19 protein-coding genes and 2 pseudogenes are annotated in these 20,755 nt (G+C 72.5%); 5 read left to right on the top strand and 16 right to left on the bottom strand.

The genetic code is table 11. From position 1 onward, the window contains the following. Nucleotides 1-50: 50 nt before the first annotated feature. The 3 genes and pseudogenes from EKH77_RS33815 to EKH77_RS17855 form a co-directional block, all read right to left on the bottom strand. Nucleotides 51-1,721 (bottom strand): annotated as a pseudogene (locus tag EKH77_RS33815) (L-aspartate oxidase); the annotation flags it as partial. Beyond that, nucleotides 1,718-2,584, bottom strand: coding sequence for a pantoate--beta-alanine ligase (gene panC / locus EKH77_RS17860; RefSeq protein WP_126915356.1), 867 nt, complete (start codon nucleotides 2,582-2,584; stop codon nucleotides 1,718-1,720). The gene panC and the pseudogene EKH77_RS33815, both read right to left, overlap by 4 nt. Continuing rightward, a complete protein-coding gene (locus tag EKH77_RS17855; RefSeq protein WP_126915355.1) occupies nucleotides 2,581-3,501 on the bottom strand; it encodes a Rossmann-like and DUF2520 domain-containing protein in 921 nt (306 codons plus the stop codon). Before EKH77_RS17855 ends, panC begins: the two co-directional genes overlap by 4 nt. Before the next feature lie 147 nt (nucleotides 3,502-3,648). Here EKH77_RS17855 and EKH77_RS17850 point away from each other — a divergent pair, with 147 nt between their 5' ends. Next, nucleotides 3,649-4,845: a threonine aldolase family protein gene (locus EKH77_RS17850; RefSeq protein WP_126915354.1), complete on the top strand. Its 1,197-nt coding sequence runs from the start codon at nucleotides 3,649-3,651 to the stop codon at nucleotides 4,843-4,845. Here the strand turns inward: EKH77_RS17850 and EKH77_RS17845 are convergent. Continuing rightward, nucleotides 4,741-5,118, bottom strand: coding sequence for a hypothetical protein (locus tag EKH77_RS17845; RefSeq protein ID WP_126915353.1), 378 nt, complete (start codon nucleotides 5,116-5,118; stop codon nucleotides 4,741-4,743). The two genes, EKH77_RS17850 and EKH77_RS17845, sit on opposite strands and share 105 nt — an antisense overlap. 100 nt (nucleotides 5,119-5,218) lie before the next feature. Here EKH77_RS17845 and EKH77_RS17840 point away from each other — a divergent pair. Beyond that, nucleotides 5,219-6,336, top strand: a pseudogene (locus tag EKH77_RS17840) (DUF5937 family protein). A 95-nt stretch (nucleotides 6,337-6,431) separates the two neighbouring features. Here EKH77_RS17840 and EKH77_RS17835 read toward each other — a convergent pair. Both EKH77_RS17835 and EKH77_RS17830 read right to left on the bottom strand, forming a co-directional pair. Continuing rightward, on the bottom strand, nucleotides 6,432-7,109 hold the full coding sequence (locus tag EKH77_RS17835) for a response regulator (RefSeq protein ID WP_126915352.1): 678 nt from the start codon (nucleotides 7,107-7,109) through the stop codon (nucleotides 6,432-6,434). Between the two features lie 53 nt (nucleotides 7,110-7,162). Then, on the bottom strand, nucleotides 7,163-8,359 hold the full coding sequence (locus tag EKH77_RS17830; RefSeq protein WP_126915351.1) for a sensor histidine kinase: 1,197 nt from the start codon (nucleotides 8,357-8,359) through the stop codon (nucleotides 7,163-7,165). A gap of 121 nt (nucleotides 8,360-8,480) precedes the next feature. On the opposite strand from EKH77_RS17830, the gene EKH77_RS17825 reads away from it, so the two are divergent. Then, nucleotides 8,481-9,500, top strand: a complete 1,020-nt coding sequence (locus EKH77_RS17825; protein ID WP_126915350.1) for an SAM-dependent methyltransferase — start codon at nucleotides 8,481-8,483, stop codon at nucleotides 9,498-9,500. Next, a complete protein-coding gene (locus EKH77_RS17820; protein WP_126915349.1) occupies nucleotides 9,497-10,639 on the top strand; it encodes an NADH-quinone oxidoreductase subunit D in 1,143 nt (380 codons plus the stop codon). Before EKH77_RS17825 ends, EKH77_RS17820 begins: the two co-directional genes overlap by 4 nt. Before the next feature lie 52 nt (nucleotides 10,640-10,691). Here the strand turns inward: EKH77_RS17820 and EKH77_RS17815 are convergent, their stop codons facing one another. From EKH77_RS17815 to EKH77_RS17800, 4 genes are all read right to left on the bottom strand, one after another. Continuing rightward, nucleotides 10,692-11,645, bottom strand: a complete 954-nt coding sequence (locus tag EKH77_RS17815) for a hypothetical protein (protein WP_126915348.1) — start codon at nucleotides 11,643-11,645, stop codon at nucleotides 10,692-10,694. A 185-nt stretch (nucleotides 11,646-11,830) separates the two neighbouring features. Next, nucleotides 11,831-12,811 (bottom strand): ABC transporter substrate-binding protein, encoded by a 981-nt coding sequence (locus EKH77_RS17810; protein ID WP_126915347.1) that lies wholly within the window; start codon nucleotides 12,809-12,811, stop codon nucleotides 11,831-11,833. A 44-nt stretch (nucleotides 12,812-12,855) separates the two neighbouring features. Then, the gene (locus EKH77_RS17805; protein ID WP_126915346.1) at nucleotides 12,856-13,545 is read right to left on the bottom strand and encodes an ABC transporter permease; all 690 of its coding nucleotides are present in this window, start codon (nucleotides 13,543-13,545) and stop codon (nucleotides 12,856-12,858) included. Then, nucleotides 13,545-14,258, bottom strand: coding sequence for an ABC transporter permease (locus EKH77_RS17800; RefSeq protein ID WP_126915345.1), 714 nt, complete (start codon nucleotides 14,256-14,258; stop codon nucleotides 13,545-13,547). Before EKH77_RS17800 ends, EKH77_RS17805 begins: the two co-directional genes overlap by 1 nt. A gap of 131 nt (nucleotides 14,259-14,389) precedes the next feature. Between EKH77_RS17800 and EKH77_RS17795 the strand changes: the two genes are divergently transcribed. Beyond that, nucleotides 14,390-15,562, top strand: coding sequence for an ABC transporter ATP-binding protein (locus tag EKH77_RS17795; RefSeq protein WP_126915344.1), 1,173 nt, complete (start codon nucleotides 14,390-14,392; stop codon nucleotides 15,560-15,562). 121 nt (nucleotides 15,563-15,683) lie between these two features. On the opposite strand, the gene EKH77_RS17790 is transcribed toward EKH77_RS17795, so the two are convergent. From EKH77_RS17790 to EKH77_RS17765, 6 genes are all read right to left on the bottom strand, one after another. Continuing rightward, nucleotides 15,684-16,157 (bottom strand): DUF3180 domain-containing protein, encoded by a 474-nt coding sequence (locus EKH77_RS17790; RefSeq protein ID WP_206280031.1) that lies wholly within the window; start codon nucleotides 16,155-16,157, stop codon nucleotides 15,684-15,686. A 50-nt stretch (nucleotides 16,158-16,207) separates the two neighbouring features. Beyond that, nucleotides 16,208-16,801, bottom strand: a complete 594-nt coding sequence (gene folK / locus EKH77_RS17785) for a 2-amino-4-hydroxy-6-hydroxymethyldihydropteridine diphosphokinase (RefSeq protein ID WP_126915342.1) — start codon at nucleotides 16,799-16,801, stop codon at nucleotides 16,208-16,210. Next, complete coding sequence (gene folB, locus EKH77_RS17780; RefSeq protein ID WP_126915341.1) at nucleotides 16,798-17,157, bottom strand: dihydroneopterin aldolase; 360 nt, start codon at nucleotides 17,155-17,157, stop codon at nucleotides 16,798-16,800. The genes folK and folB overlap by 4 nt, the downstream gene beginning before the upstream one ends. A 266-nt stretch (nucleotides 17,158-17,423) precedes the next feature. After that, nucleotides 17,424-17,894 carry a nuclear transport factor 2 family protein gene (locus EKH77_RS17775; RefSeq protein WP_126915340.1) on the bottom strand — a complete coding sequence of 157 codons (471 nt, stop codon included), beginning with the start codon at nucleotides 17,892-17,894 and terminating at the stop codon, nucleotides 17,424-17,426. Next, nucleotides 17,891-18,799 (bottom strand): dihydropteroate synthase, encoded by a 909-nt coding sequence (gene folP / locus EKH77_RS17770; RefSeq protein WP_126915339.1) that lies wholly within the window; start codon nucleotides 18,797-18,799, stop codon nucleotides 17,891-17,893. The genes EKH77_RS17775 and folP overlap by 4 nt, the downstream gene beginning before the upstream one ends. Nucleotides 18,800-18,894: 95 nt before the next feature. Further along, nucleotides 18,895-20,742: a phosphatidylglycerol lysyltransferase domain-containing protein gene (locus EKH77_RS17765; protein ID WP_126915338.1), complete on the bottom strand. Its 1,848-nt coding sequence runs from the start codon at nucleotides 20,740-20,742 to the stop codon at nucleotides 18,895-18,897. Nucleotides 20,743-20,755 lie beyond the last annotated feature (13 nt).

The raw sequence follows: 20,755 nt of genomic DNA, 5'->3' as shown, positions 1-20,755 counted from the left end.
CTGTTCTCCTTGGGGGCGGAGGCAGATACGGGCTGCGATACGGGCTGGACGGGCGGGAACGCGGCCGACCCGGTGGTGGCGACCGCGAGGGTGCGATCCGGGCGCATCGTCACCAGGAGGTGACGGCGGGAGTGCTCGTCGTCGCGGTCGGGGAAGTCCTCGCGCCAGTGGCAGCCGCGGGTCTCCTCGCGGCGGAGGGCGGCGGCGACGAGGACCTGGGCGACGAGGAGGAGATTGGTCGTCTCCCAGGCGTCGGTGCCGGGGACGGGCTGTTTGTCGGTGGCTTCCTCGCGGATGCGGGCCAGCCGCGAAGCGGCTTCTTCCAGGCTTCGGCGTGAGCGGAGGACTCCGGCGCCGGCCGTCATGACGCGCTGGATTTCGGCGCGGGATTCGGGGGCGATCAGGAGTGCTTCCGGCTCTCCCGCCGTCGGGGGGGTTCCTCCCACCCGCCCACCCGTTGCCCCGAAGGCCGGGCCGTCGTGGGTGATGTCCTCCGCTATGCGTTCCGCGAAGACCAGGCCCTCCAGGAGGGAGTTGGACGCCAGGCGGTTCGCGCCGTGGACCCCCGTGCAGGCGACCTCGCCGCACGCGTACAGGCCCGGCACGGTCGTCCGGCCGCGCAGGTCCGTGCGTACGCCGCCCGAGGCGTAGTGCGCGGCGGGCGAGACGGGGACGAGGTCGGTGACCGGGTCGATGCCGTGCGCCCGGCAGGCCGCCAGGATCGTGGGGAAGCGGCGCTCCCACTTCTCCCGGCCGAAGTGGCGGGCGTCCAGGTACATGTGCTCGGCGCCCGTCTCGCGCATGCGCCGCATGATGCCCTTGGCGACGATGTCGCGCGGGGCGAGCTCGGCCAGCTCGTGGGCGCCGAGCATGAAGCGGTCGCCGTCGGCGTCGACCAGGTGGGCGCCCTCGCCGCGGACGGCCTCCGAGACCAGGGGCTGCTGGCCCTCGGCGTCGGGGCCGAGCCACAGCACGGTCGGGTGGAACTGGACGAACTCCAGGTCGGAGACCTCGGCGCCGGCGCGCAGGGCGAGGGCGACGCCGTCGCCGGTGGAGACGGCGGGGTTGGTGGTGGCGGAGAAGACCTGGCCCATGCCACCGGTGGCCAGGACGACGGAGCGGGCGCGGACGGCGCCGACGCCGTCGTGCTGCCCCTCGCCCATGACGTGGAGGGAGACGCCCGCCGCGCGGCCCTCGGCGTCCTTGAGGAGGTCGAGCACGAGAGCGTGCTCGATGGTCTTGATGCCCGCCGCGCGCACGGCGTCGACGAGGGCACGGGAGATCTCGGCGCCGGTGGCGTCGCCTCCGGCGTGGGCGATGCGGTCGCGGTGGTGGCCGCCCTCGCGGGTCAGCAGGATCTCGCCGGTGCCGGCGTCGGTGTCGAAGCGGGCGCCGGTGGCGATGAGGCGGCGCACGGCGTCGGGGCCCTCGGTGACCAGGATCCGGACGGCCTCCTCCGAGCAGAGGCCCGCGCCGGCGACGAGGGTGTCGTCGAGGTGCTGCTCCGGGGTGTCGCCGTCGCCGAGGGCGGCCGCTATGCCGCCCTGGGCCCAGCGGGTGGAGCCGTCGTCGAGGCACGCCTTGGTGACGACGGCGACGCTCGCGCCGGCCGCCGCGCAGCGCAGCGCCACGGTCAGGCCCGCCACGCCGGAGCCGACGACCACGACGTCGGCGTCGACGGACCAGCCGGGGCGGGGGGCGTGGAGTCGTATGCCGGTCATCGCGCCGCTCCGACGGTGAGGGGGATGTTGTCGATCAGACGGGTGGTGCCGACCTTGGCGGCGACGGCGAGGATGGCCTCGCCGCTGTAGTCGTCGGGGACCTCGGTGAAGTCGGAGGGGTCGACGAGCGCCAGGTAGTCGAGGCGGAGCGGGGGCTCCATCCGCGCGGCGCTGTCCAGGATCACCATGGCGGAGCGCCGGACGGAGGCCGCGCCCTTCCCCGCCGAGGTGCCGGCGGTGAGCAGGGCGCGGGAGAGCTCCAGCGCCGTGGCCCGGTCGGCGTCGGAGAGGTAGCGGTTGCGGCTGGAGAGGGCGAGGTTGTCGCCCTCGCGGACCGTGGGCACGCCCACGATGTCCACGGGGAAGTTGAGGTCGCGCGCCATGCGGCGGATCAGGGCGAGCTGCTGGGCGTCCTTCTGCCCGAACAGCGCGACGTCCGGCAGGGTCAGGTGGAGGAGCTTGCCGACGACGGTGAGGACGCCGTCGAAGTGGCCGGGGCGGCTGGCGCCTTCGAGGCGCTCGCCCATGGGGCCGGCGGTGATCCGCACCTGGGGCTCGCCGCCGGGGTAGACCTCGTCGACGGACGGGGCGAAGACGAAGTCGGCGTCGGCCTCGGCGGCGATCGCGAGGTCGGCGTCGAGGGTGCGCGGGTAGCGGTCGAGGTCCTCGCCGGCGCCGAACTGGAGCGGGTTGACGAAGACGGTGACGACGACCTGGCCCTCCGGGCCCACCAGCCGGCGCGCCTCGCGGACGAGGGTGGCGTGGCCCTCGTGGAGGGCGCCCATCGTCATGACGACCGCGCGGCGGCCGCCGCGCGGGAGGGAGTGCAGCTCCTTCGCGGTACGGATGAGCTGGGTGGTCACTGATTGCCTCCGTCCGCGAGGACGCCGAGCAGGTCCTCCGCAAGTTCCGGCTTGAGCAGGCCGTGCGCGAGGGCGCGGTCCGCGGTGGTGCGGGCCATCGCCAGGTATCCGGCGACGGCTCCGGGAGCGTGGGCGCGCAGCTCGGCGACGTGGGCCGCGACCGTGCCGGCGTCGCCTCGGGCGACCGGGCCGGTGAGGGCGGCGTCGCCGCTGCGCAGGGCGTTGTCCAGGGCGGCGCCCAGGAGCGGGCCGAGCATCCGGGCGGGGTGCTCGACCCCGGCGGTGCGCAGCAGGTCCATGCTCTGGGCGACGAGGGTGACGAGGTGGTTGGCGCCGATGGCGAGGGCCGCGTGGTAGAGCGGGCGGGCGCTCTCCTCGATCCACTCGGGCTCGCCGCCCATCTCGATGACCAGCGCCTCGGCGGCCAGCCGCAGCTCCTCGGGGGCGGTGACGCCGAAGGAGCAGCCGGCCAGGCGCTGGACGTCCACGGGGGTGCCGGTGAACGTCATCGCGGGGTGGAGGGCCAGCGGCAGGGCGCCGGCGCGGGTGGCCGGGTCGAGGACGGCGGTGCCGTGCCGGCCGGAGGTGTGGACGAGCAGCTGGCCGGGGCGGACGGCGCCGGTCTCGGCGAGCCCGGCGACCAGGCCCGGCAGGGCGTCGTCGGGCACGGTCAGCAGGACCAGCTCGGCGTGGGCGAGCACATCGGCGGGCGCCATGACGGGCACGTCCGGCAGCATGGCGGCCGCGCGGCGCAGCGAGGCGTCGGAGACGCCCGAGACGGCGACGGGACGGTGCCCGGCGAGCTGCAGGGACGCGGCCAGGGCGGGACCGACACGGCCGGCGCCGACCACGCCGACGGTGAGCCTGGCGGGGCGGTCCTGGGGGCTCGTGTGCTCGGAGGAGAGGTGTGCGTTCACGCGGCGGGATGCCTTCCGTTCCAGTCCGCGGGGGTACCGGACGATTCCTTTGTCATGCTACGCGAGGCGCGTCGGGCGGTCCCGGGCCGTCCCCAGGCCTGTGGATAACTCGTTGCCCCTGTCGTACCCGCCCATGATGATCCCCTCATGGCAGACGAACAGAAAACCGAGCACCCGGTGGACCCGCCGGTGGACCGGGCCCGCAGGATGGCCGCGCTGCGCGGCGCCGAGCGGGTCCTGTCGGGCCACTCGCTCGCCCTGACGATCGGCGACAGGCTGGCCCGGCTGGCCGCCGAGGCCCCGGAGGCGTACGACCTCGGCGAGGGCGTCGACATCTACGGCGACGGGGTCGTGGAGGAGCTGGAGCGCCGGGTCGCCGGGCTGCTGGGCATGGAGGCCGCCGCCTTCTTCCCCACCGGGACGATGGCCCAGCAGGTGGCTCTGCGCTGCTGGGCGGGGCGCACGGGCAGCCCGGTGGTGGCCGCGCACCCGCTGTCGCACCTGGAGGTCCACGAGCGGAACGCGTACGCGACGGTCTCCGGCCTGCGCATGGTTCACCCCACGAGCGATCCCCGGCCGCCGACGGCCGAGGAGATCCGGGAGCTGGACGAGCCGTTCGGCACGCTGACGCTGGAGCTGCCCCTGCGGGACGCGGGCTTCGTGCTCCCCACGTGGGAGGAGCTGACGGAGGTGGTGGCGGCCGCCCGCGACCGTGACGCGGTGGTGCACTTCGACGGGGCGCGGCTGTGGGAGTGCGCCTCGCACTTCGGGGTGGAACTGCCGGAGATCGCCGCGCTCGCGGACTCGGTGTACGTCTCGCTCTACAAGTCCCTCGACGGCATATCGGGGGCCGTGCTGGCGGGCCCGTCCTCGTTCGTGGAGGAGGCGAAGGCCTGGCGCCACCGGTACGGGGGCACGCTGTTCCAGCAGTGGCCCGTGGCGCTCGCCGGGCTCGCCGGGCTGGATCGCGAGCTCCCCCGGCTGCCGGCGTACGTGGCGCACGCCAAGGTGGTCGCGGAGGCCCTGAAGGACGCCTTCCGCGCGGCCGGGGTGCCCTGGTTCCGGGTGCATCCGGACGTGCCGCACACCCATCAGTTCCAGGTGTGGCTGCCGTATCCGCCGGAGGCGCTGACGGCGGCGGGGGTGCGGCTCGCGGAGGAGACCGGCACGTGGGTCTTCAACCGCTGGGACGCGGCCCCGGTGCCCGGGCTGGCCGTCACCGAGGTCTCGGTGGCCGCGTCAGCGCTCGCATGGACTCCCGCAGCCGTTCGCGACGCGGTCGGAGCGCTCCTGGAGCGGCTGGACCGGCCGGACGGGGGCGGGGGCGGCGCTCCGGTCGGCTGACGGGCGTATGGGCGCCGGGGACGTCGGGGCCGGGCGGGTGGCGGCCGCCGTTCGTACGGGGCGGGCGGGGCGGAGGGCCGTCGTCCATCGGGTCCAACGGGTCCACCGCGCCCGGCGGGCGGCTACGCGCTCGTCGACGACGGCCCGGAAGACCCACCACGTGCGGAGTTCCCGGACGGCCTGGCGGTCGCCGGTGCCCGGCGCGGGCGGCGGGGTCTCGCCGTGGCGGGCGGTGCGGTACAGGTCGAGCAGGTATTGCTGGTTCGCGCTCATGTCCTCCACCGTGCGGCCCGGCCCACCCGTTCGGCGCGTGAATTGACGAGGACCGTCAATCGGCGGCCCGACCTGCGAAAAAGGAAGGCACGATGGCGACATGAGCGTGACGATCGACATCGCGGGCCTGCCGTCCGAGCGGCTGGTCTTCCGGGCCTCTCCGCTGGCCGAGCTGTGCACCGCCCTCCACGCCCTGGCCGAGCCCGGGCACCACCCCGGGCTCCACGGCTGGACCACCGCGACGAACGCGGGGCTCAAGCCCGACCTCGCCGACCGGCTGTGCGAGGCGGACTTCCTGTGGAGCTCGACCTTCTCCGACATCTCGCACGCCTTCGCCGCCCTCCCCGGCACCCACGGCCAGCCCGGCGCCACCCTCGCCGAGGACCTGGACATGATGGACCGGCTGGACGACGAGCTGTTCGTCGACGCCGCCCTGGAGATCTCCTGCTCCAGCAGATACACCCTGCGCGGCCCGTCGCCGCTGGTGAACGCGCAGATCCGCGAGCAGGCCCTGGAGCGCGCCACCGCGCGCGGCCCCCGCCAGCTGCAGTTCGCCAAGCGACTGCTCCAGGACCCCCCGGCGGTCCGGTCCTGGCTGCGGCGCCTGTTCGAGGACAGCGCGGACGCCTTCTTCAACGACGTCTGGCAGCGGGTGCGCGTCCAGCTCGCCAACGACGCCCGCCACAAGACGGAGATCCTGCGGCGCAAGGGCCTCGCCGAGGCCCTCGCCGAGGTCTCGCCCGCCGTCACGCTCTCCCCCGACGGCTCCCGGATCGTCGTCGACAAGCTCACCAGCGGCCATACGACCGCCGTCGACCCGGCCGTCGGCGCGGGCGTCACGTTCGTCCCGTCGTCCCTCGGCTGGCCCCATCTGTGGGTACTGCACGCCCCCGGCTGGCGGCCGGTGATCCACTACCCGGTGGCCGCCCCGAGTTGCCCGGGCCGCAGTCCCTCGACCTGCTCACCCTCCGCCTGGAGGCGCTGGCGCACCCGATGCGGATCAAGATGTGCCGCTATCTGGCACGGGCCGCGTTCACCACGGGCGAGCTGGCGACCGCGCACGAGATCAGCCCGCCGGAGGTGTCACGGCACATCGCGGTGCTGAAGAAGGCGGGGCTGATCACTACGCGGCGGCGCGGGCGGTATGTGCTTCATCAGCTGGATCTGACGGTGGTGGCCCGGCTGGGGAGCGATTTTCTTGAGGGGGTGCTTCGCTGAGCGGTCGGGTCACCTGCGGGCCAATGGGGGCTTGTCGCGCCCACGCGGCGGTAGCCGCATATCGACACAGCCCCGCGCCCCTTCGGGGCGCACCCTCAGTGCGCGGTTCCTCCGCCCGCGCGGACCAGGCCCGTCTCGTACGCCATCACGACCACCTGCACCCGGTCCCGCAGGCCCAGCTTGGTGAGGATGCGGCCCACGTGCGTCTTCACCGTCGCCTCCGACAGCACCAGCCGCGCCGCGATCTCGCCGTTGGACAGGCCCTGCGCCACCAGCAGCATCACCTCGCGCTCCCGGTCCGTGAGCCGGCTGATCTCCGCGGTGGTGGGCTCGGGGCCCGCGCTCGGCAGCATCGGGGTGAAGCGGTCCAGCAGCCGGCGGGTGGTGCTGGGCGCGACCACCGCGTCACCGCTGTGCACCGCCCGGATCGCGCCCAGCAGCTCGGCGGGCGGCACGTCCTTGAGCATGAAACCGCTCGCGCCGGCCTTCAGCGCGGAGAAGGCGTACTCGTCGAGGTCGAAGGTGGTGAGGATCAGCACCTTCGGCGGGTTCTCCCCCAGACAGATCCGGCGGGTGGCCTCCACGCCGTCCATGTGCGGCATGCGGACGTCCATCAGGATGACGTCCACCTCGGTGCCCTCCAGCGCCTTCAGCGCCTCCACGCCGTCCCCGGCCTCGGCGACGACCTCCATGTCCGGCTGGGCCGCCAGCACCATGCGGAATCCGGTACGGAGGAGCACCTGGTCGTCTACGAGGAGGACACGGATCGACATGCGGGGTCCCTTTCAGAGGCGTACTACGAATCAAACCTGATGGCCCGAGGGTTTCAGCGGCCGGACCTGGCCGGGAGCAGCACACTGATCCGGAAGCCGCCGCCCGGTCGCGGCCCCGCGTCCAGCGTGCCGCCCACCATGCCGACGCGCTCGCGCATACCGATCAGACCGTGTCCCATGCCGTCGGCGCCACCGTCCTCGTACAGCTCGTGCTGCGCGCCCCGGCCGTCGTCCTCGACCAGCAGCCCCAGGCCGTCGTCGAAATACGTCAGCCGGACGCTCGCGCCGACGTCCGGGCCGCCGTGTTTGCGGGTGTTGGTCAGCGCTTCCTGGACGATCCGGTAGGCCGTCAGCTCCACACCGCTCGGCAGCGGCCGCGGCGCGCCCTCGACGGTGAAGTCCACCGGCAGGCCCGCGCCCCGCACCTGCTCGACGAGCTCGCCGATCTGCTCCACGTCCGGCTGCGGCACATACGTCTCACCGCTCTCCCCGCCCTCCTCCGTGCGCAGCACGCCCAGCAGGCGGCGCATCTCGGTGAGGGCCTTGCGGCCGGTGCTGGAGATCGTCTCCAGGGCCTGCTTGGCCTGCTCCGGCGACGCGTCCAGAACGTAGGCGGCGCCGTCGGCCTGCACCACCATCACCGACACGTTGTGCGCGACGACGTCGTGGAGCTCGCGGGCGATGCGCGCCCGCTCGGCGGTCACCGCCATCTTCGCCTGCTGCTCGCGCTCCTTCTCCAGGCGCGTGGCGCGCTCCTCCAGCTGCGCCCAGTACGCGCGGCGGGTGCGCATCGAGTCGCCGAGGACCCAGGCGAGGATGAACGGGACGCTGACGAACACCGCGCCCAGCACGGCGTTGCCCACCTCGCTGTGCGGCGTGGGCCAGCGGACAGCGGAGATCGGCGCCGCCAGCAGGCCGCCCACCAGCGCGAATCGCGACGCCCAGCGCGTATTGCCGGAGGCCACCGTGTAGATGATCACCAGCATCGCGAAATCCGCGATGTCGGGCGAGACGTCGAAGGCGACCTGGCACACCCCGGTCACGGCCGTCAGCAGCAGCATCTTCTCCGGCCAGCGGCGGCGCAGCGCGATCACCGCGCAGAGCGCGAAGGCCGCGAGGACCTTGAGTGCCGTCGGCCCGTGCGCGCTCCCGTCGGCGATGGACAGCGCGCTGAACCCCAGCAGCAGGAGGGCCCAGAAGGTGTCCACACCGGTGGGGTGTCTGCGAAGGAAGTCGTAGAGGCGCTGCACGTCACCCAGCGTAGGCACGCCGGGTCGCCGCACGGGTCAGCCCGGCGATCGATCCGGTCGGTTTCCGTCTACTCCCCAAGGTGGAGGGCGGGTGTCCGGTGGGCCCGCTTAACGTGTGCGTATGGGAAGCGGAACGAACGTGTCGAGCGGTGCGAGGACCTGGCGGGAGGCGACCGAGACGGCCCTCTACGGCCCCGACGGCTTCTATCGCCGCCCCGAGGGCCCCGCGGGTCACTTCCGTACGTCCGTCCACGCCTCCCCCCTGTACGCGGGGGCCGTCGTGGAGCTGCTGTGCCGCGTCGACGAAGCCCTGGGGCGCCCGGCGGAGCTGGCGTTCGTCGACGTCGGGGCGGGGCGCGGCGAGCTGGTGGCCGGGGTGCTCGCCCGGTGCCCCGCCGAGCTCGCCGGCCGGCTGCGCCCGTACGCCGTGGAGCTCGCCGGCCGCCCGGAGGATCTCGACCCCCGGGTGGACTGGCGGGACACCCCGCCCGAAGGCGTCCGGGGGCTGCTCTTCGCCAACGAGTGGCTCGACAACGTACCGGTGGACGTCGCCGAGACGGACGGCGAGGGCACGCCCCGCCAGGTGCTCGTCCGCGACGACGGCGAGGAACTGCTCGGCGACCCGGTCTCCGGCGATGACGCCAACTGGCTGAAGCGCTGGTGGCCCCTGGAGGGCGCGCCCCCCGGTTCGCGCGCCGAGATCGGCCGCCCGCGCGACGCCGCCTGGCGGCGGGCGGTCGGCACCCTGCGGTCCGGGCTGGCGGTGGCGGTCGACTACGCGCACGGGCGCGCCGCCCGACCCCCCTACGGCACCCTCACCGGCTTCCGCGAGGGACGCGAGGTGCGGCCCGTGCCGGACGGCTCGTGCGACATCACCGCGCACGTGGCGCTGGACGCGGCCGCCCTGCCGGGCGGCTCGGTCGTCAGCCAGCGCGCGGCGCTGCGCGCCCTCGGGGTGGACGGCGCCCGTCCGCCGCTCTCGCTCGCCTCGACCGACCCGGCCGCCTATGTACGGGCCCTCGGCGCGGCCGGCGAGGCGGCGGAGCTGACCGCCCCGGCGGGCCTGGGCGGCTTCGGCTGGCTGCTCCAGCCGGTGGGGCTCCGGCCGGAGGCGCTGGGGTTTGAGAAACTAACCCCATGACGGAGACGACAGTCGGGATCGGCGGCGCGGCGGAGAGCACCGACATGGTGCTCAACATCGGGCCCCAGCACCCGTCCACCCACGGTGTGCTGCGACTGCGCCTCGTCCTGGACGGCGAGCGGGTCCAGAGCGCCGAGCCGGTGATCGGCTATATGCACCGGGGCGCGGAGAAGCTGTTCGAGGCCCGCGACTACCGCCAGATCGTCATGCTCGCCAACCGGCACGACTGGCTGTCGGCGTTCTCCAACGAGCTGGGCGTCGTCGGGGCCGTCGAGCGGATGCTCGGCATGGAGGTCCCCGAGCGCGCGGTGTGGACGCGCACGCTGCTGGCCGAGCTGAACCGGGTGCTCAACCACCTGATGTTCCTCGGCTCGTATCCGCTGGAGCTCGGCGGCATCACCCCGGTCTTCCACGCGTTCCGCGAGCGCGAGGAGCTCCAGACGGTCATGGAGGAGGTCTCCGGCGGCCGGATGCACTACATGTTCAACCGCGTCGGCGGCCTGAAGGAGGACCTGCCCGCGGGCTGGCTCGGCCGGGCCCGGCACGCGGTCGCCGAGGTGCGCTCGCGGATGGACGTGTACGACCGGCTGGTGCTCGGCAACGAGATCTTCCGCGGCCGGACGCGCGGCGTCGGCGTCCTCACGCCGGAGGCCGTCCACGCGTACGGGGTGAGCGGGCCGATCGCCCGCGCGTCGGGCGTCGACTTCGACCTGCGGCGCGACGAGCCGTACCTCGCGTACGGCGAGCTGGGGGACGTCCTGAAGGTCGTCACCCGCGAGGAGGGCGACTGCCTGGCGCGCTTCGAGTGCCTGCTGGAGCAGACGCACAACTCGCTGGACCTCGCCGACGCCTGCCTGGACCGGCTGGACGGGCTGCCGCCCGGCCCGATCAATCAGCGGCTGCCCAAGGTCCTCAAGGCCCCGGAGGGCGCGACCTACGTCTGGACCGAGAACCCGCTGGGCCTCAACGGCTACTACCTGGTCTCCAAGGGCGACAAGACGCCCTGGCGGCTGAAGCTCCGGTCGGCCTCGTTCAACAACATCCAGGCCCTGACCGAGCTGCTGCCGGGGACGCTGGTCGCGGACATGGTGGCGATCCTGGGCTCGCTGTTCTTCGTCGTGGGCGACATCGACAAGTAGCCGGAACGGGAGAAGGCCCGGGGGATTGCCCCGGGCCTTCTTTTTACGCTTTTTACGAGATCGCGCTGCGCAGCTCCACGACGTCTATCTGCTCGGTGTCGTCGTGGGCGGTGAGGTCTATGACCTTGCCGTCCGCGTCCCTCTCGAGCTCCTCGCCGACGACGTCCGCGAGGTCCTGCTCCTCGACGGCCTTCTTCTTGCCGGCGCCGTTGCCGTTGCCGTTGCCCTTTCCATTGCCGAAGAAGTCGAAGCCGCCTGCCTGGCGGCGGGCCGCCGGGACGACCGTGCCGGCGGGGCGGGGCGTTTTGGCGGGGGCGGGCGCGGCAGCCTTGGCGGGGGCGGGCGCCTTGGCGGGGGCGGGCGCCTTGGTCGGCGGGGTCGTCTTGGTGGGCTGAGGCGCCGGCGCCGCAGCGGGCTTCTCCGCCTTCGTGGGCTGGGGAGCGTTTTCGGCTGCGGGCCGGGGGGCGGGTTGTGCCCACCCGTCCCGCCCTGCGGGACGATTGCCCACAACCCTTGCGCCGTCTTCGGCCGCACGCGTCTTGGGCGCCTTCGGCGCCTCCGCGGCGTCTCCCAGCTTCTTCAGCGCGTCCGCCGCCTTGCGGTACGCCTCCGCGTTCGGCGCGGCCGGCTTGTCGGTCTCGGCGGGAGCCGGCTTGCCGGTCTTCTCCAGGAGGCGGCGGCCCTCCAGGGCGCTGGCCCGGCCGGTTTCGGCCGAGGCGTAGCGGCGCAGGAGGTCGGCGTGCTCGGTGCGGAGGCGGGCGAGTTCGGCGCGCTTGGCGCGGAGCTTGGTCTCCAGGCCGGTGCGTGCCAGGCGGGTCTCCTCGAGGTCCGTCTCCAGCTCGGCCACGCGTTCCTCGGTCTTCCACTCCTCCCGCGTACGGGCGGCGGTGAGCTGGGCGACGCGTCTGCCCGCGGCGCGGTCCCAGCGGCGCATCATCACCGAGCCGACCACCGTGGCCGCGGCGGCGGCCACGGCGAGGCCGCGGATGACAGCGGTTTCACCCACCGCCAGCGCACCCGCGGCGCAGGCGACAGATGTCGCGGCGACCGTCAGCGGGGGAAGAAGCCGGTGGAGGGGGGCGGAATGGCGGTGGCGTCCTCGTGGCATGGCCTGAAACTTACCGTGCGTCGCCGCGAACGTGTGAGCCCACCGCCAAACTCTTCCCTTGATCTTACTTCCCTCCTACCCCGTCACTTCGTCAGAAGCTTCTTCTCCTTGAGGTACTGAGCCGCGACATCGGCGGGCTTGAGCCGCTCGGCGTCGACCTTCTTGTTGAGTTCGGTGAGATCGGCGGTGGTCAGCACCTTGTTCAGCTTGCCGAGCGCATCGGCGATCTTCTGCGAACCCGCCTTCTTGGCATTCACGACGGGCAGGACGTTGTCCGCGTTCTGAAGCTTCTTGTCATCCTCCAGAAGGACGAGTCCGAACTGCGCGAGCGTGGCGTCCGTGGTGGTGGTCAGCAGCAGTTGGTCCTTGCCGTCCTTGACCGCCTGCTTGGCCTGGGTGCTGCCGACCTCCAGCGGGTCGAGGCCCTCGACGTCTATGCCGTAGGTCTTCTGCAGACCCGGCTGGCAGAAGGGGCGCTGGGAGCATTCGTCGCCCGCCGCGAGCCGCACCTTCTCCTTCGACTTTCCAAGATCGGAAAGCGTCTTGAGCTGGTGTTTCTTCGCGAACTCACCGGTAACCGCGAAGGCGTTCTGGTCGACCGCCGACCCGGCGTCCAGCACCTTCAGGCCGCGCGGCTCGGCGAGTTTACGGAGGGCCTTCACCGTGGCTTCCGAGTCGCCCGAGGCGACCTGCGCGGCGTCCTTCCCGTTCTGCTTCTTGTTCAGGAATTCGGTGAGCGTCGCGGCATACTCCGGGACCACATCGATCTGCCCCTTCTCCAGCGCCGGCTCATACAGCTCCCGGGCGTCGACGGTCTGGATGGACGTCGAATATCCGGCGTCCTTGAGCAGCCCCGCGTATATCTCCGCGAGCACCTTCGACTCGGTGAAGGACGCCGAGCCGACGACCAGCGACCCCTTCTCCGATCCGGTGGAGCTCCCGGCCTCCTTGGACTTCTCCAGGCTGTCGCCGCCGCACGCGGCGAGACCCGCCGTGAGGGCCGCGACGCCGGCCACCGCCAGCAGGGCGCGAGTGGTCCGCGCTCGACGCGGTGTCCTGGTCATACGAGACTCCATCCAGTCAGGCTTGAGCGTTCGTCATGCGGGGTTCATGCGGGGGTACGCACCGCGCGGGCCCGGACCCGCAGCGGGTCGAGCCGTCGCTGGAGCAGGACGAAGGCGCCCTCCACCAGCAGCGCGAGCACCGCGACCAGCAGGGCACCGGCCACCACCTGCGCGGTGTCGGTGAGCCGGAAACCGGCCGTGATGACCCGGCCGAGGCCGCCGCCCCCGGGGAGCGCGGCGAGCGTGGTGGTGGCCACGACCTGGACGGCGGCGGACCGCACCCCGGTCACGATCAGCGGAAAGGCCAGGGGCAGCTCGACCCTGGCCATCACCTGACCGCCCGTCATACCCATGCCCCGGGCGGCCTCGACCATGTCCCGGTCCACCCCGCGCATCCCCACATAGGCGTTGGTCAGCACCGGGGGTATCGCGAAGAGGACCAGGGCGATGATGGTGGGCCAGGAGCCGTGGGTACCGAGCGGGCTCAGCAGCAACAGCACCAGCACCGCGAACGTCGGCACCGCGCGGCCCGCGTTGGAGAGGTTGACCGCGAGGGCGCCCCCCTTGCCCAGATGGCCGAGGAGCACGGCGACGGGCAGCGCGATGGCACACGCGATCAGCAGGCACACGGCGGTCAGGAAGAGGTGCTCCCCCAGCCGGTGCCAGACACCGTCCGTGCCGGACCAGTGCGCGGCGGTCGTCAGCCAGTCCCACGTCCGTCCGATGACGTCCATCAGACCACCACCGCCTCTTCGGACGCGCGGCGGTTCACCGCACGGCGGCCGGTCCGCGCCCAGGGCGTCAACAGCCGCTGGACGAACAACAGCAGGAGATCGGCGGCGACGGCCAGCGCCACACACAGCACCGACGCGGTGAGCACCTGCGCCTTGAAATAGCTGCGCATTCCCTCATAGACCAGATTGCCCAGGCCGCCGTAGCCGATGATCGCGCCCACCGTCGTGAGCGAGACGGTCGAGACCGTGGCGATCCGCAGACCGGCCATCAGCGCGGGGACGGCCAGCGGCAGTTCGACACCGAAGAGCAGCCGTATCGGCCCGTACCCCATGCCGCGCGCGGCCTCGCGGGCCTCCTCCGGGACGGCGGCGAGGCCGGCCAGGATGTTCCGCACGAGGATCGTCAGCGAATAGAGCACCAGGCCCGTCACCACGACGGCCGCCGACAGGCCGAACACCGGCACCAGCAACGAGAACATGGCCAGCGAGGGCACGGTGTAGAGAATCGTGGTCGCGCCGAGCACCGGGCCCTGGAACGCCCGCCAGCGGCGCGCGAGCAGCGCCAGCGGGAAGGCGACGAGCAGGCCGATCGCAACGGACACCAGGGTGATGCCGACGTGCTGGAGCGTGGCGTCCGTCAGCTCCTGGCCGCGCGTGCGCACGTACTCGCCGCAGAACCAGTCGTTGGCGATCAGGCAGTTCTGACCCGCCATCCGTGCCTCACCTCCCCCTCGGCTTTCACGGTCGGTTACTGGCGACCCTAACCCGGAGCACTGACATTCGCCTCCGACCAGGGTCCAACGGCAACAATGTTCGAAGGACAGTACGGCGACAATGGGGAACCATGATCCGCTTCGAGCACGTCACCAAGCGCTACGCCGATGGCACGGCCGCCGTGGACGACCTCTCCTTCGAGGTCGCGGAGGGCGAGCTGGTCACGCTCGTCGGACCGTCGGGCTGCGGCAAGACCACCACGATGAAGATGGTCAACCGGCTGATCGAGCCCACGAGCGGACGCATCCGGGTGGCCGGCGAGGACATCGCCGGCGTGGACCCCGTCGAGCTGCGGCGCCGCATCGGCTATGTGATCCAGCAGGTCGGCCTCTTCCCCCACAAGACGGTCCTGGAGAACACCGCGACCGTCCCCCATCTGCTCGGCTGGCAGCGGAAGCGGGCCCGTGAGCGGGCGGCCGAGCTCCTCGACCTCGTCGGGCTCGACCCGTCCGTCTACGGCGACCGCTACCCCGACCAGCTCTCCGGCGGCCAGCGCCAGCGCGTCGGGGTCGCCCGGGCGCTCGCCGCCGACCCGCCCGTCCTCCTGATGGACGAACCCTTCGGCGCGGTCGACCCGGTCGTGCGGGAACGGCTGCAGAGCGAATTCCTGCGGCTGCAGTCGCAGGTGCGCAAGACGGTGCTGTTCGTGACGCACGACATCGAGGAGGCGGTCCGGCTCGGTGACCGCATCGCGGTCTACGGCCACGGGAAAATCGAACAGCTTGACGCCCCGGCGGTGGTGCTGGGCGCGCCCGCCACGCCGTACGTCGCCGACTTCGTCGGCGCGGACCGGGGGCTGAAGCGGCTTTCGGTGACGCCGATCGAGGCGGGGGATCTGGAGCAGCCGCCGGTGGTCCACCTCGACGACCGGCTGTCCGACGCGCGGGCGCGGCTCGCCGTGGACGACGCGCGCTGGGCCGTCGTCCTGGACGACGCGGACCGGCTGCACGGCTGGGTCTCCGCCGACGCGATCGCCTCCGGCGCGGGGACGGCACGGGTGCGGGAGCGGGCGCGGCGGATGGACGCGTGGCTGCCGCTGGGGGCGTCGTTGAAGCAGGCGTTCAGCACGATGTTGCAGCATGACGCGGGGTGGATCGCCGTCTTGGACGGCGATGACGCGGACCACTTCCTGGGGGTGCTGACCCCCGCGCGGTTGCATGAGGCGCTGCGGCGGAGCATTGAGGCCGACGCGCGGGGTGCCGCGCGCAGCGAGGCGCACGTGGTGACCGTGCCGGGTGCGTGACCCCGCGCCGGGGTGCCCCCGGGGTGGTGCGGCCCGGTGGGCGGGTTTGTGCCCACCCGTTCCGCCCTGCGGAACGATTGCCCACAAACCCGCTAGGCGCGGGCACGTCTGCCCACAACCGTCAGGCGGTGCCCTCGTCCTCGTCCTCCGGGAGCTTGCACACGCGTTCCATGAAGAACGCCGCCGCTATCACGCAGGCGCCTGCCAGGACGGACGCGGCCGCGTAGATGGCCTGGTCGCGGTGGGCGGGGACGTCGAGGCCGGCCATGAGGAGGAAGGCGCCCACTCCGCCGTACATGCCCGCGACCAGGGCCGCGACCAGGGCGCTGGCCTGGCCGAAGACGACCGCTCGCGCGGCCACCAGGGGGTCGACGCCCTTCGCGCCCGGCCGGCGCTCGCGCTGGGCCCGCAGCCGGGCGCGCAGGGACAGGGCCGTGGCGAAGAGGACCACCGCGATGACGGCCAGCACGATGGGCGCCGCCACCGGCACGCTGGGCAGCGTGCCGAAGGAGTCCCACAGGCGGGCGGCGGCCCATGACAGGACCCCGGCCACGGCGAAGAGGCCGGCCAGCACCCCGATCCGAAGTTGCTTCACCGAGCTGTCGCCCCTCTTCGTCATCCGGAAAAACTACGTAGGCCCAACGGCTACTCGGGCAGCCGCAGTTCCAGGTCGGCGCGCGGCGCCACGCCCTCACGGCCGATACCGGCCAGCAGCTCGCTCACCGAACCGCGGCCCGGGACCACGGCCTCGGGATCCACGTCGTACCACGGGGCGAGCACGAAGGCACGCTCGTGCGCGCGGGGATGCGGCAGCGTCAGCACCGGGTCGTCGGAGACGACGTCCTGGTAGGTGACGATGTCGACGTCGAGCGTCCGGGGGCCCCAGCGCTCGTCCCGCACGCGCTCGAAGGCCTCCTCGATCGCGTGGCCGCGCTCCAGCAGGGAGTCCGGCGGGAGCGTGGTCTTCACCAGCACCACGGCGTTGAAGTACGACGGCTGGGTGCCCGGCTCGACGCCCCAGGGCTCCGTCTCGTAGACCGGGGAGACGGCTTTGACGCGCAGGCCGGGGGTGTCCTCCAGGGCGTCGATCGCGCCCTGGAGGGTCTCCAGGCGGTTGCCCAGATTGCTGCCGATGGAGATCACGGCGCGCTTGGGGTTGCTCAGGGTCACATCGGCCGCGTCCACTCGTTCCACCACGGAGGCGGGAACCGGCTGCACGGTCGGGTCGCTGCTGCTCATACTCGGCTCCGGGTGATAGTGATCGTCACATCGTCGAAGGGAACGGTGATGGGAGCGTCCGGCTTGTGGACGACGACCTCCACCTCCCGGACCGCCTCGTGCTTGAGGCACTGCTGGGCGATCCGCTCGGCGAGGGTCTCGATGAGGTCGACGGGCTCGCCCTGGACGACGTCCACGACCTCCTCGGCCACGATGCCGTAGTGCACGGTCTTCGCGAGGTCGTCGTCGGCCGCGGCGGGCCGGGTGTCCAGGCTCAGCACCAGGTCCACGATGAAGGTCTGGCCCTCCTCGCGTTCCTTGGGGAACACCCCGTGGTGGCCGCGAGCCTTCAAGCCGCGCAGCGCGACACGATCCACACGAATCAGCTCCTGCTGGTTGTCGGTAAGGACCCGCCTTCGACCGGGTTGCCCACCTTCGAATCTACCTGCGGGCACCGACAGCGCCCGACCTCGGGTGCCGGGCGGTTCGCGCCGCGCTTACCCGAGAGTCACGTGCTCAACCCCTACCCGGGCGTCGAGCAGCTCGAACGAGTGGCCACTTTTCCTCACACTGACGTGTGGCGCCGTGACGGCCGTCACGTACCCGTCTTCTCACGTACCTGGCTTCTCACGCGCCCGGCTTCTCACGCACCCGGCTCGGCCGCGTCGTCCTCCTCCTCGTCCTCGCGCCCGGCGAGCACGGGTGAGCCGTGGTGGGACCACACCTTCCAGCCGTCGCCCGCGCGCCGGAAGACATTGGTGGCCACGACGAGCTGGCCGACCAGCGGGCCGAGCTCGCCCTCGGTCTCCGAGGGGGCGCCACTGAGGATGTTCTCCGTGCAGGTCACCAGGGCCGTGTCGCCGACGACCGCGATCTCCACATCGGTGAGGAAGAACTGGATGTAGTCCGTACTCGCCATGATCAGGGCGTAGGAGCGCAGCACCTCGCTCCGGCCGCGCAGCACGGGCCAGCCGGGGTGGACGCAGGAGACCTCGGTGTCGGGGTCGTCCAGCCAGAGCCGGTCCATGGCGGCCGTGTCGCCGCGCTCCATCGCCTCGTAGAGGGCGGTGTTCGCCAGCTCGACCCGCTCGGCGTCCGTGCGGGCGGCGCTCACTCGGCCCCCTCGGCGGCGCGCCGGCCGGCGACGGGCGCGGCGGCGGCCCGTTCCACCGCCCGGATCACCCGGACGGCGTCGGCGCTGGCCCGTACCTCGTGGACCCGGACCGCCCAGGCGCCCTCGCGCGCGGCGAGCGCCGAGACGGCGGCCGTGGCGGCGTCCCGCTCGCGGGCCGGCGGCGGATCGGCCTCGGGCCCGGCGAGCACCCGGCCCAGGAAGCGCTTGCGGGAGGCGGCCACCAGCATCGGCAGCTCCAGCTCCCGGCGGAACCGGTCGAGGCCGGCCACCAGGGCGAGGTCGTGCTCGGCGTGCTTGGCGAAGCCCAGGCCAGGGTCCACGACGATCCGGTCGGGCTCGATGCCGCCGTCGACCACCGCGTCCAGCCGCTGCCGCAGCTCGTCGACGACGTCGCCGACCACATCGGGGCCGTAGACCGCGCGGCTGTTCATGTCGGCGCTGAAGCCCCGCCAGTGCATCACCACGAACGGCACCCCGGCGGCGGCCACCACGGGCACCATCGCGGGGTCGGCGAGGCCACCGCTCACATCGTTGACCAGTACCGCGCCCGCCTCCACGGCGGCCTCGGCGACGGCGGCCCGCATGGTGTCCACGGAGACGATCACGCCCTCGCCCGCCAGCTCGCGGACGACGGGGACCACCCGGCGGAGCTCCTCCTCCTGGTCGATCCGTACCGCGCCCGGCCGGGTGGACTCGCCGCCCACGTCGACCAGGTCGGCGCCGGCGGCGGTGAGCTCCAGCCCCCGCTTGACCGCCAGCGCGGTGTCGAACCAGTGACCGCCGTCGGAGAACGAGTCGGGAGTGACGTTCACCACACCCATCACCGCACAGCGGTCCCACTCGGGCAGTCCGACCGGCCCGATACGGCCGCGCAACGTACTCATGGAACCAGCCTAGGGCGTGCGACGAGGCCGGTGAACGACGCGACCCCTCCCCGGCGGGTGGCCGGGGAGGGGTCGCGGGGCGGGGTCGGCCCGTGTCACGCGGCGCGCGTGACCTCGCTCTGCTCGGGAGCTTCCTGCTCCAGGACCTCCTCCGGCGGGGCCGGGCGGCGACGCAGCAGTCGCGGCAGCTCCAGGAAGCCCTCGGCCTGCATCATCGCGAAGCCGATGCGGGGCAGGTCGCGGCTGTTGGGGAAGACGATGAAGCGGGGCTCCCAGCGGGGCCGGAACTTCTCGTTGAACTTGTACAGCGACTCGATCTGGAACCAGCGCGAGAGGAAGATCAGCACCGCGCGCTGGACGCGGACCACCGGGCCCGCGCCCAGCTTGCCGCCGCGCTCCAGGGCGGAGCGGAAGAACGCGAAGTTCAGCGACAGGCGCTTGATCTTGAGCTCGGGCGCGGCCTGGAGGAAGGCCACGATCAGCAGCTCGTTCATGCCCGGGTCGGCGCTGCGGTCGCGGCGCATCAGCTCCAGCGAGCTGCCGTCCTTGCCCCAGGGCACGTAGTGCTGCATGGCGCGGAGGTCGCCGAAGGGGAGGTCCTCGCCCTCCTCCGGGTCCTTGTGGGCGGTCGCGATGATCGCGTCCAGGTCCTTGGGGTCGCCGATGCGGCCCAGGGCCATGGAGAAGCCGCGCTCGTCCTCGGTGTCGCGCCAGGCGTTGGCGGCCTTCTGGACGGCCTCCAGCTCCTCGGGGCTCAGGTCGCCGACGCGGCGGGTCTTGGTGCTGTAGCCGTTGCGCTCGATGCGCTTGACCATCTGGCGGACGTTCCGCATGGAACGGCCGGTCAGGCTGAAGTCGGCCACGTCGACGATGGCCTCGTCGCCCATCTCCAGGGCGTCCAGACCCGTCTCACGGGTCCACACCTCACCACCGGTCTCACTGCAACCGGCGACGGCGGGGGTCCAGGAGTGGCGCTTGGCCAGCTCCATGAACTTCTCGATGGCGCCCGGCCAGGCCTCGACGTCACCGATCGGGTCACCACTGGCGAGCATCACACCGGAGACGACGCGGTACGAGACGGCGGCCTTGCCCGACGGGGAGAAGACGACGCTCTTGTCGCGGCGCAGGGCGAAGTGGCCGAGCGAGTCGCGGTCACCGTGCTTGGCCAGCAGCTCGCGCAGCTTGTCCTCGTCCTCCTCGGTGAGGAGGGGGGCCGGGTAGGCCGGGCGGAAGGCCAGGAAGGCGGTGGTGAGGACGGTCAGCAGACCGAGGGCGCCCAGCGAGTAGCCGACGGTGTAGTCGACGTGGTCGGTGTAGCGGATCGAGCCCTCGAAGCCGAAGAGGCCCCAGAGGACGTGCTCGATCTGCTCCAGCACCGGCGGGTCGCCGATCATCTTGTTGGCGTGGGACCCGACGATCACCCAGCCGAGGGCGAAGCTGACGCCGCCCATGAGGATCAGGTTGGCCAGCGCCTTCCAGCGGCTGCGGGAGTCCGGCAGCGCGGCGAAGGACTTCTTGTGCCGGAGCAGGTAGACGAAGAGCAGCAGGGAGAGGACCGTACCCGGGATCGAGTGGCGGTAGATCAGCTGCGCGGCGGCACCGATGGGCAGCAGGATCACGGCGGCCAGCCAGGCCTGCTGCTTGGCGCGCTTCAGGCCGTGGGCGATCATCAGCAGCAGGATGCCGACGATGATCGAGCCGGCGGCCGCCAGCTGGGTCACGGAGCCGGGCAGCACCTCGGAGAGGGCGTGCACCCTGCTCCACCGGAACCGGGGGATGACCCCGGCCGCGATGTCAGCGAGGCCGATCAGGGCCCCGATCGTGCCCACGACGGCAGGCACGTTCTCGGGCTTGGGCCCCTTGATAAGACGCGCAAGCCCCGCGAGCCTCTTCGACCCCGAAGGAACCTCGTCGGACTTTTTGCCATCTACCCTGACAGACATCTCTTCCCGTCGT

It is taken from the genome of Streptomyces luteoverticillatus (assembly GCF_003970715.1).
Lineage (GTDB): Bacteria > Actinomycetota > Actinomycetes > Streptomycetales > Streptomycetaceae > Streptomyces > Streptomyces abikoensis.
The sequence above is the reverse complement of the archived record's forward strand: the minus strand, read 5'-3'. Positions and strand labels throughout refer to the sequence as shown.

Coding starts and splice junctions, on each gene's coding strand:
- EKH77_RS17850 (WP_126915354.1), top strand. CDS start 3,649: ATGGCAGACGAACAGAAAACCGAGCACCCGGTGGACCCGCCGGTGGAC.
- EKH77_RS17845 (WP_126915353.1), bottom strand. CDS start 5,118: ATGAGCGCGAACCAGCAATACCTGCTCGACCTGTACCGCACCGCCCGC.
- EKH77_RS17835 (WP_126915352.1), bottom strand. CDS start 7,109: ATGTCGATCCGTGTCCTCCTCGTAGACGACCAGGTGCTCCTCCGTACC.
- EKH77_RS17825 (WP_126915350.1), top strand. CDS start 8,481: ATGGGAAGCGGAACGAACGTGTCGAGCGGTGCGAGGACCTGGCGGGAG.
- EKH77_RS17820 (WP_126915349.1), top strand. CDS start 9,497: ATGACGGAGACGACAGTCGGGATCGGCGGCGCGGCGGAGAGCACCGAC.
- EKH77_RS17810 (WP_126915347.1), bottom strand. CDS start 12,811: ATGACCAGGACACCGCGTCGAGCGCGGACCACTCGCGCCCTGCTGGCG.
- EKH77_RS17805 (WP_126915346.1), bottom strand. CDS start 13,545: ATGGACGTCATCGGACGGACGTGGGACTGGCTGACGACCGCCGCGCAC.
- EKH77_RS17800 (WP_126915345.1), bottom strand. CDS start 14,258: ATGGCGGGTCAGAACTGCCTGATCGCCAACGACTGGTTCTGCGGCGAG.
- EKH77_RS17795 (WP_126915344.1), top strand. CDS start 14,390: ATGATCCGCTTCGAGCACGTCACCAAGCGCTACGCCGATGGCACGGCC.
- folK (WP_126915342.1), bottom strand. CDS start 16,801: ATGAGCAGCAGCGACCCGACCGTGCAGCCGGTTCCCGCCTCCGTGGTG.
- folP (WP_126915339.1), bottom strand. CDS start 18,799: ATGAGTACGTTGCGCGGCCGTATCGGGCCGGTCGGACTGCCCGAGTGG.
- EKH77_RS17765 (WP_126915338.1), bottom strand. CDS start 20,742: ATGTCTGTCAGGGTAGATGGCAAAAAGTCCGACGAGGTTCCTTCGGGG.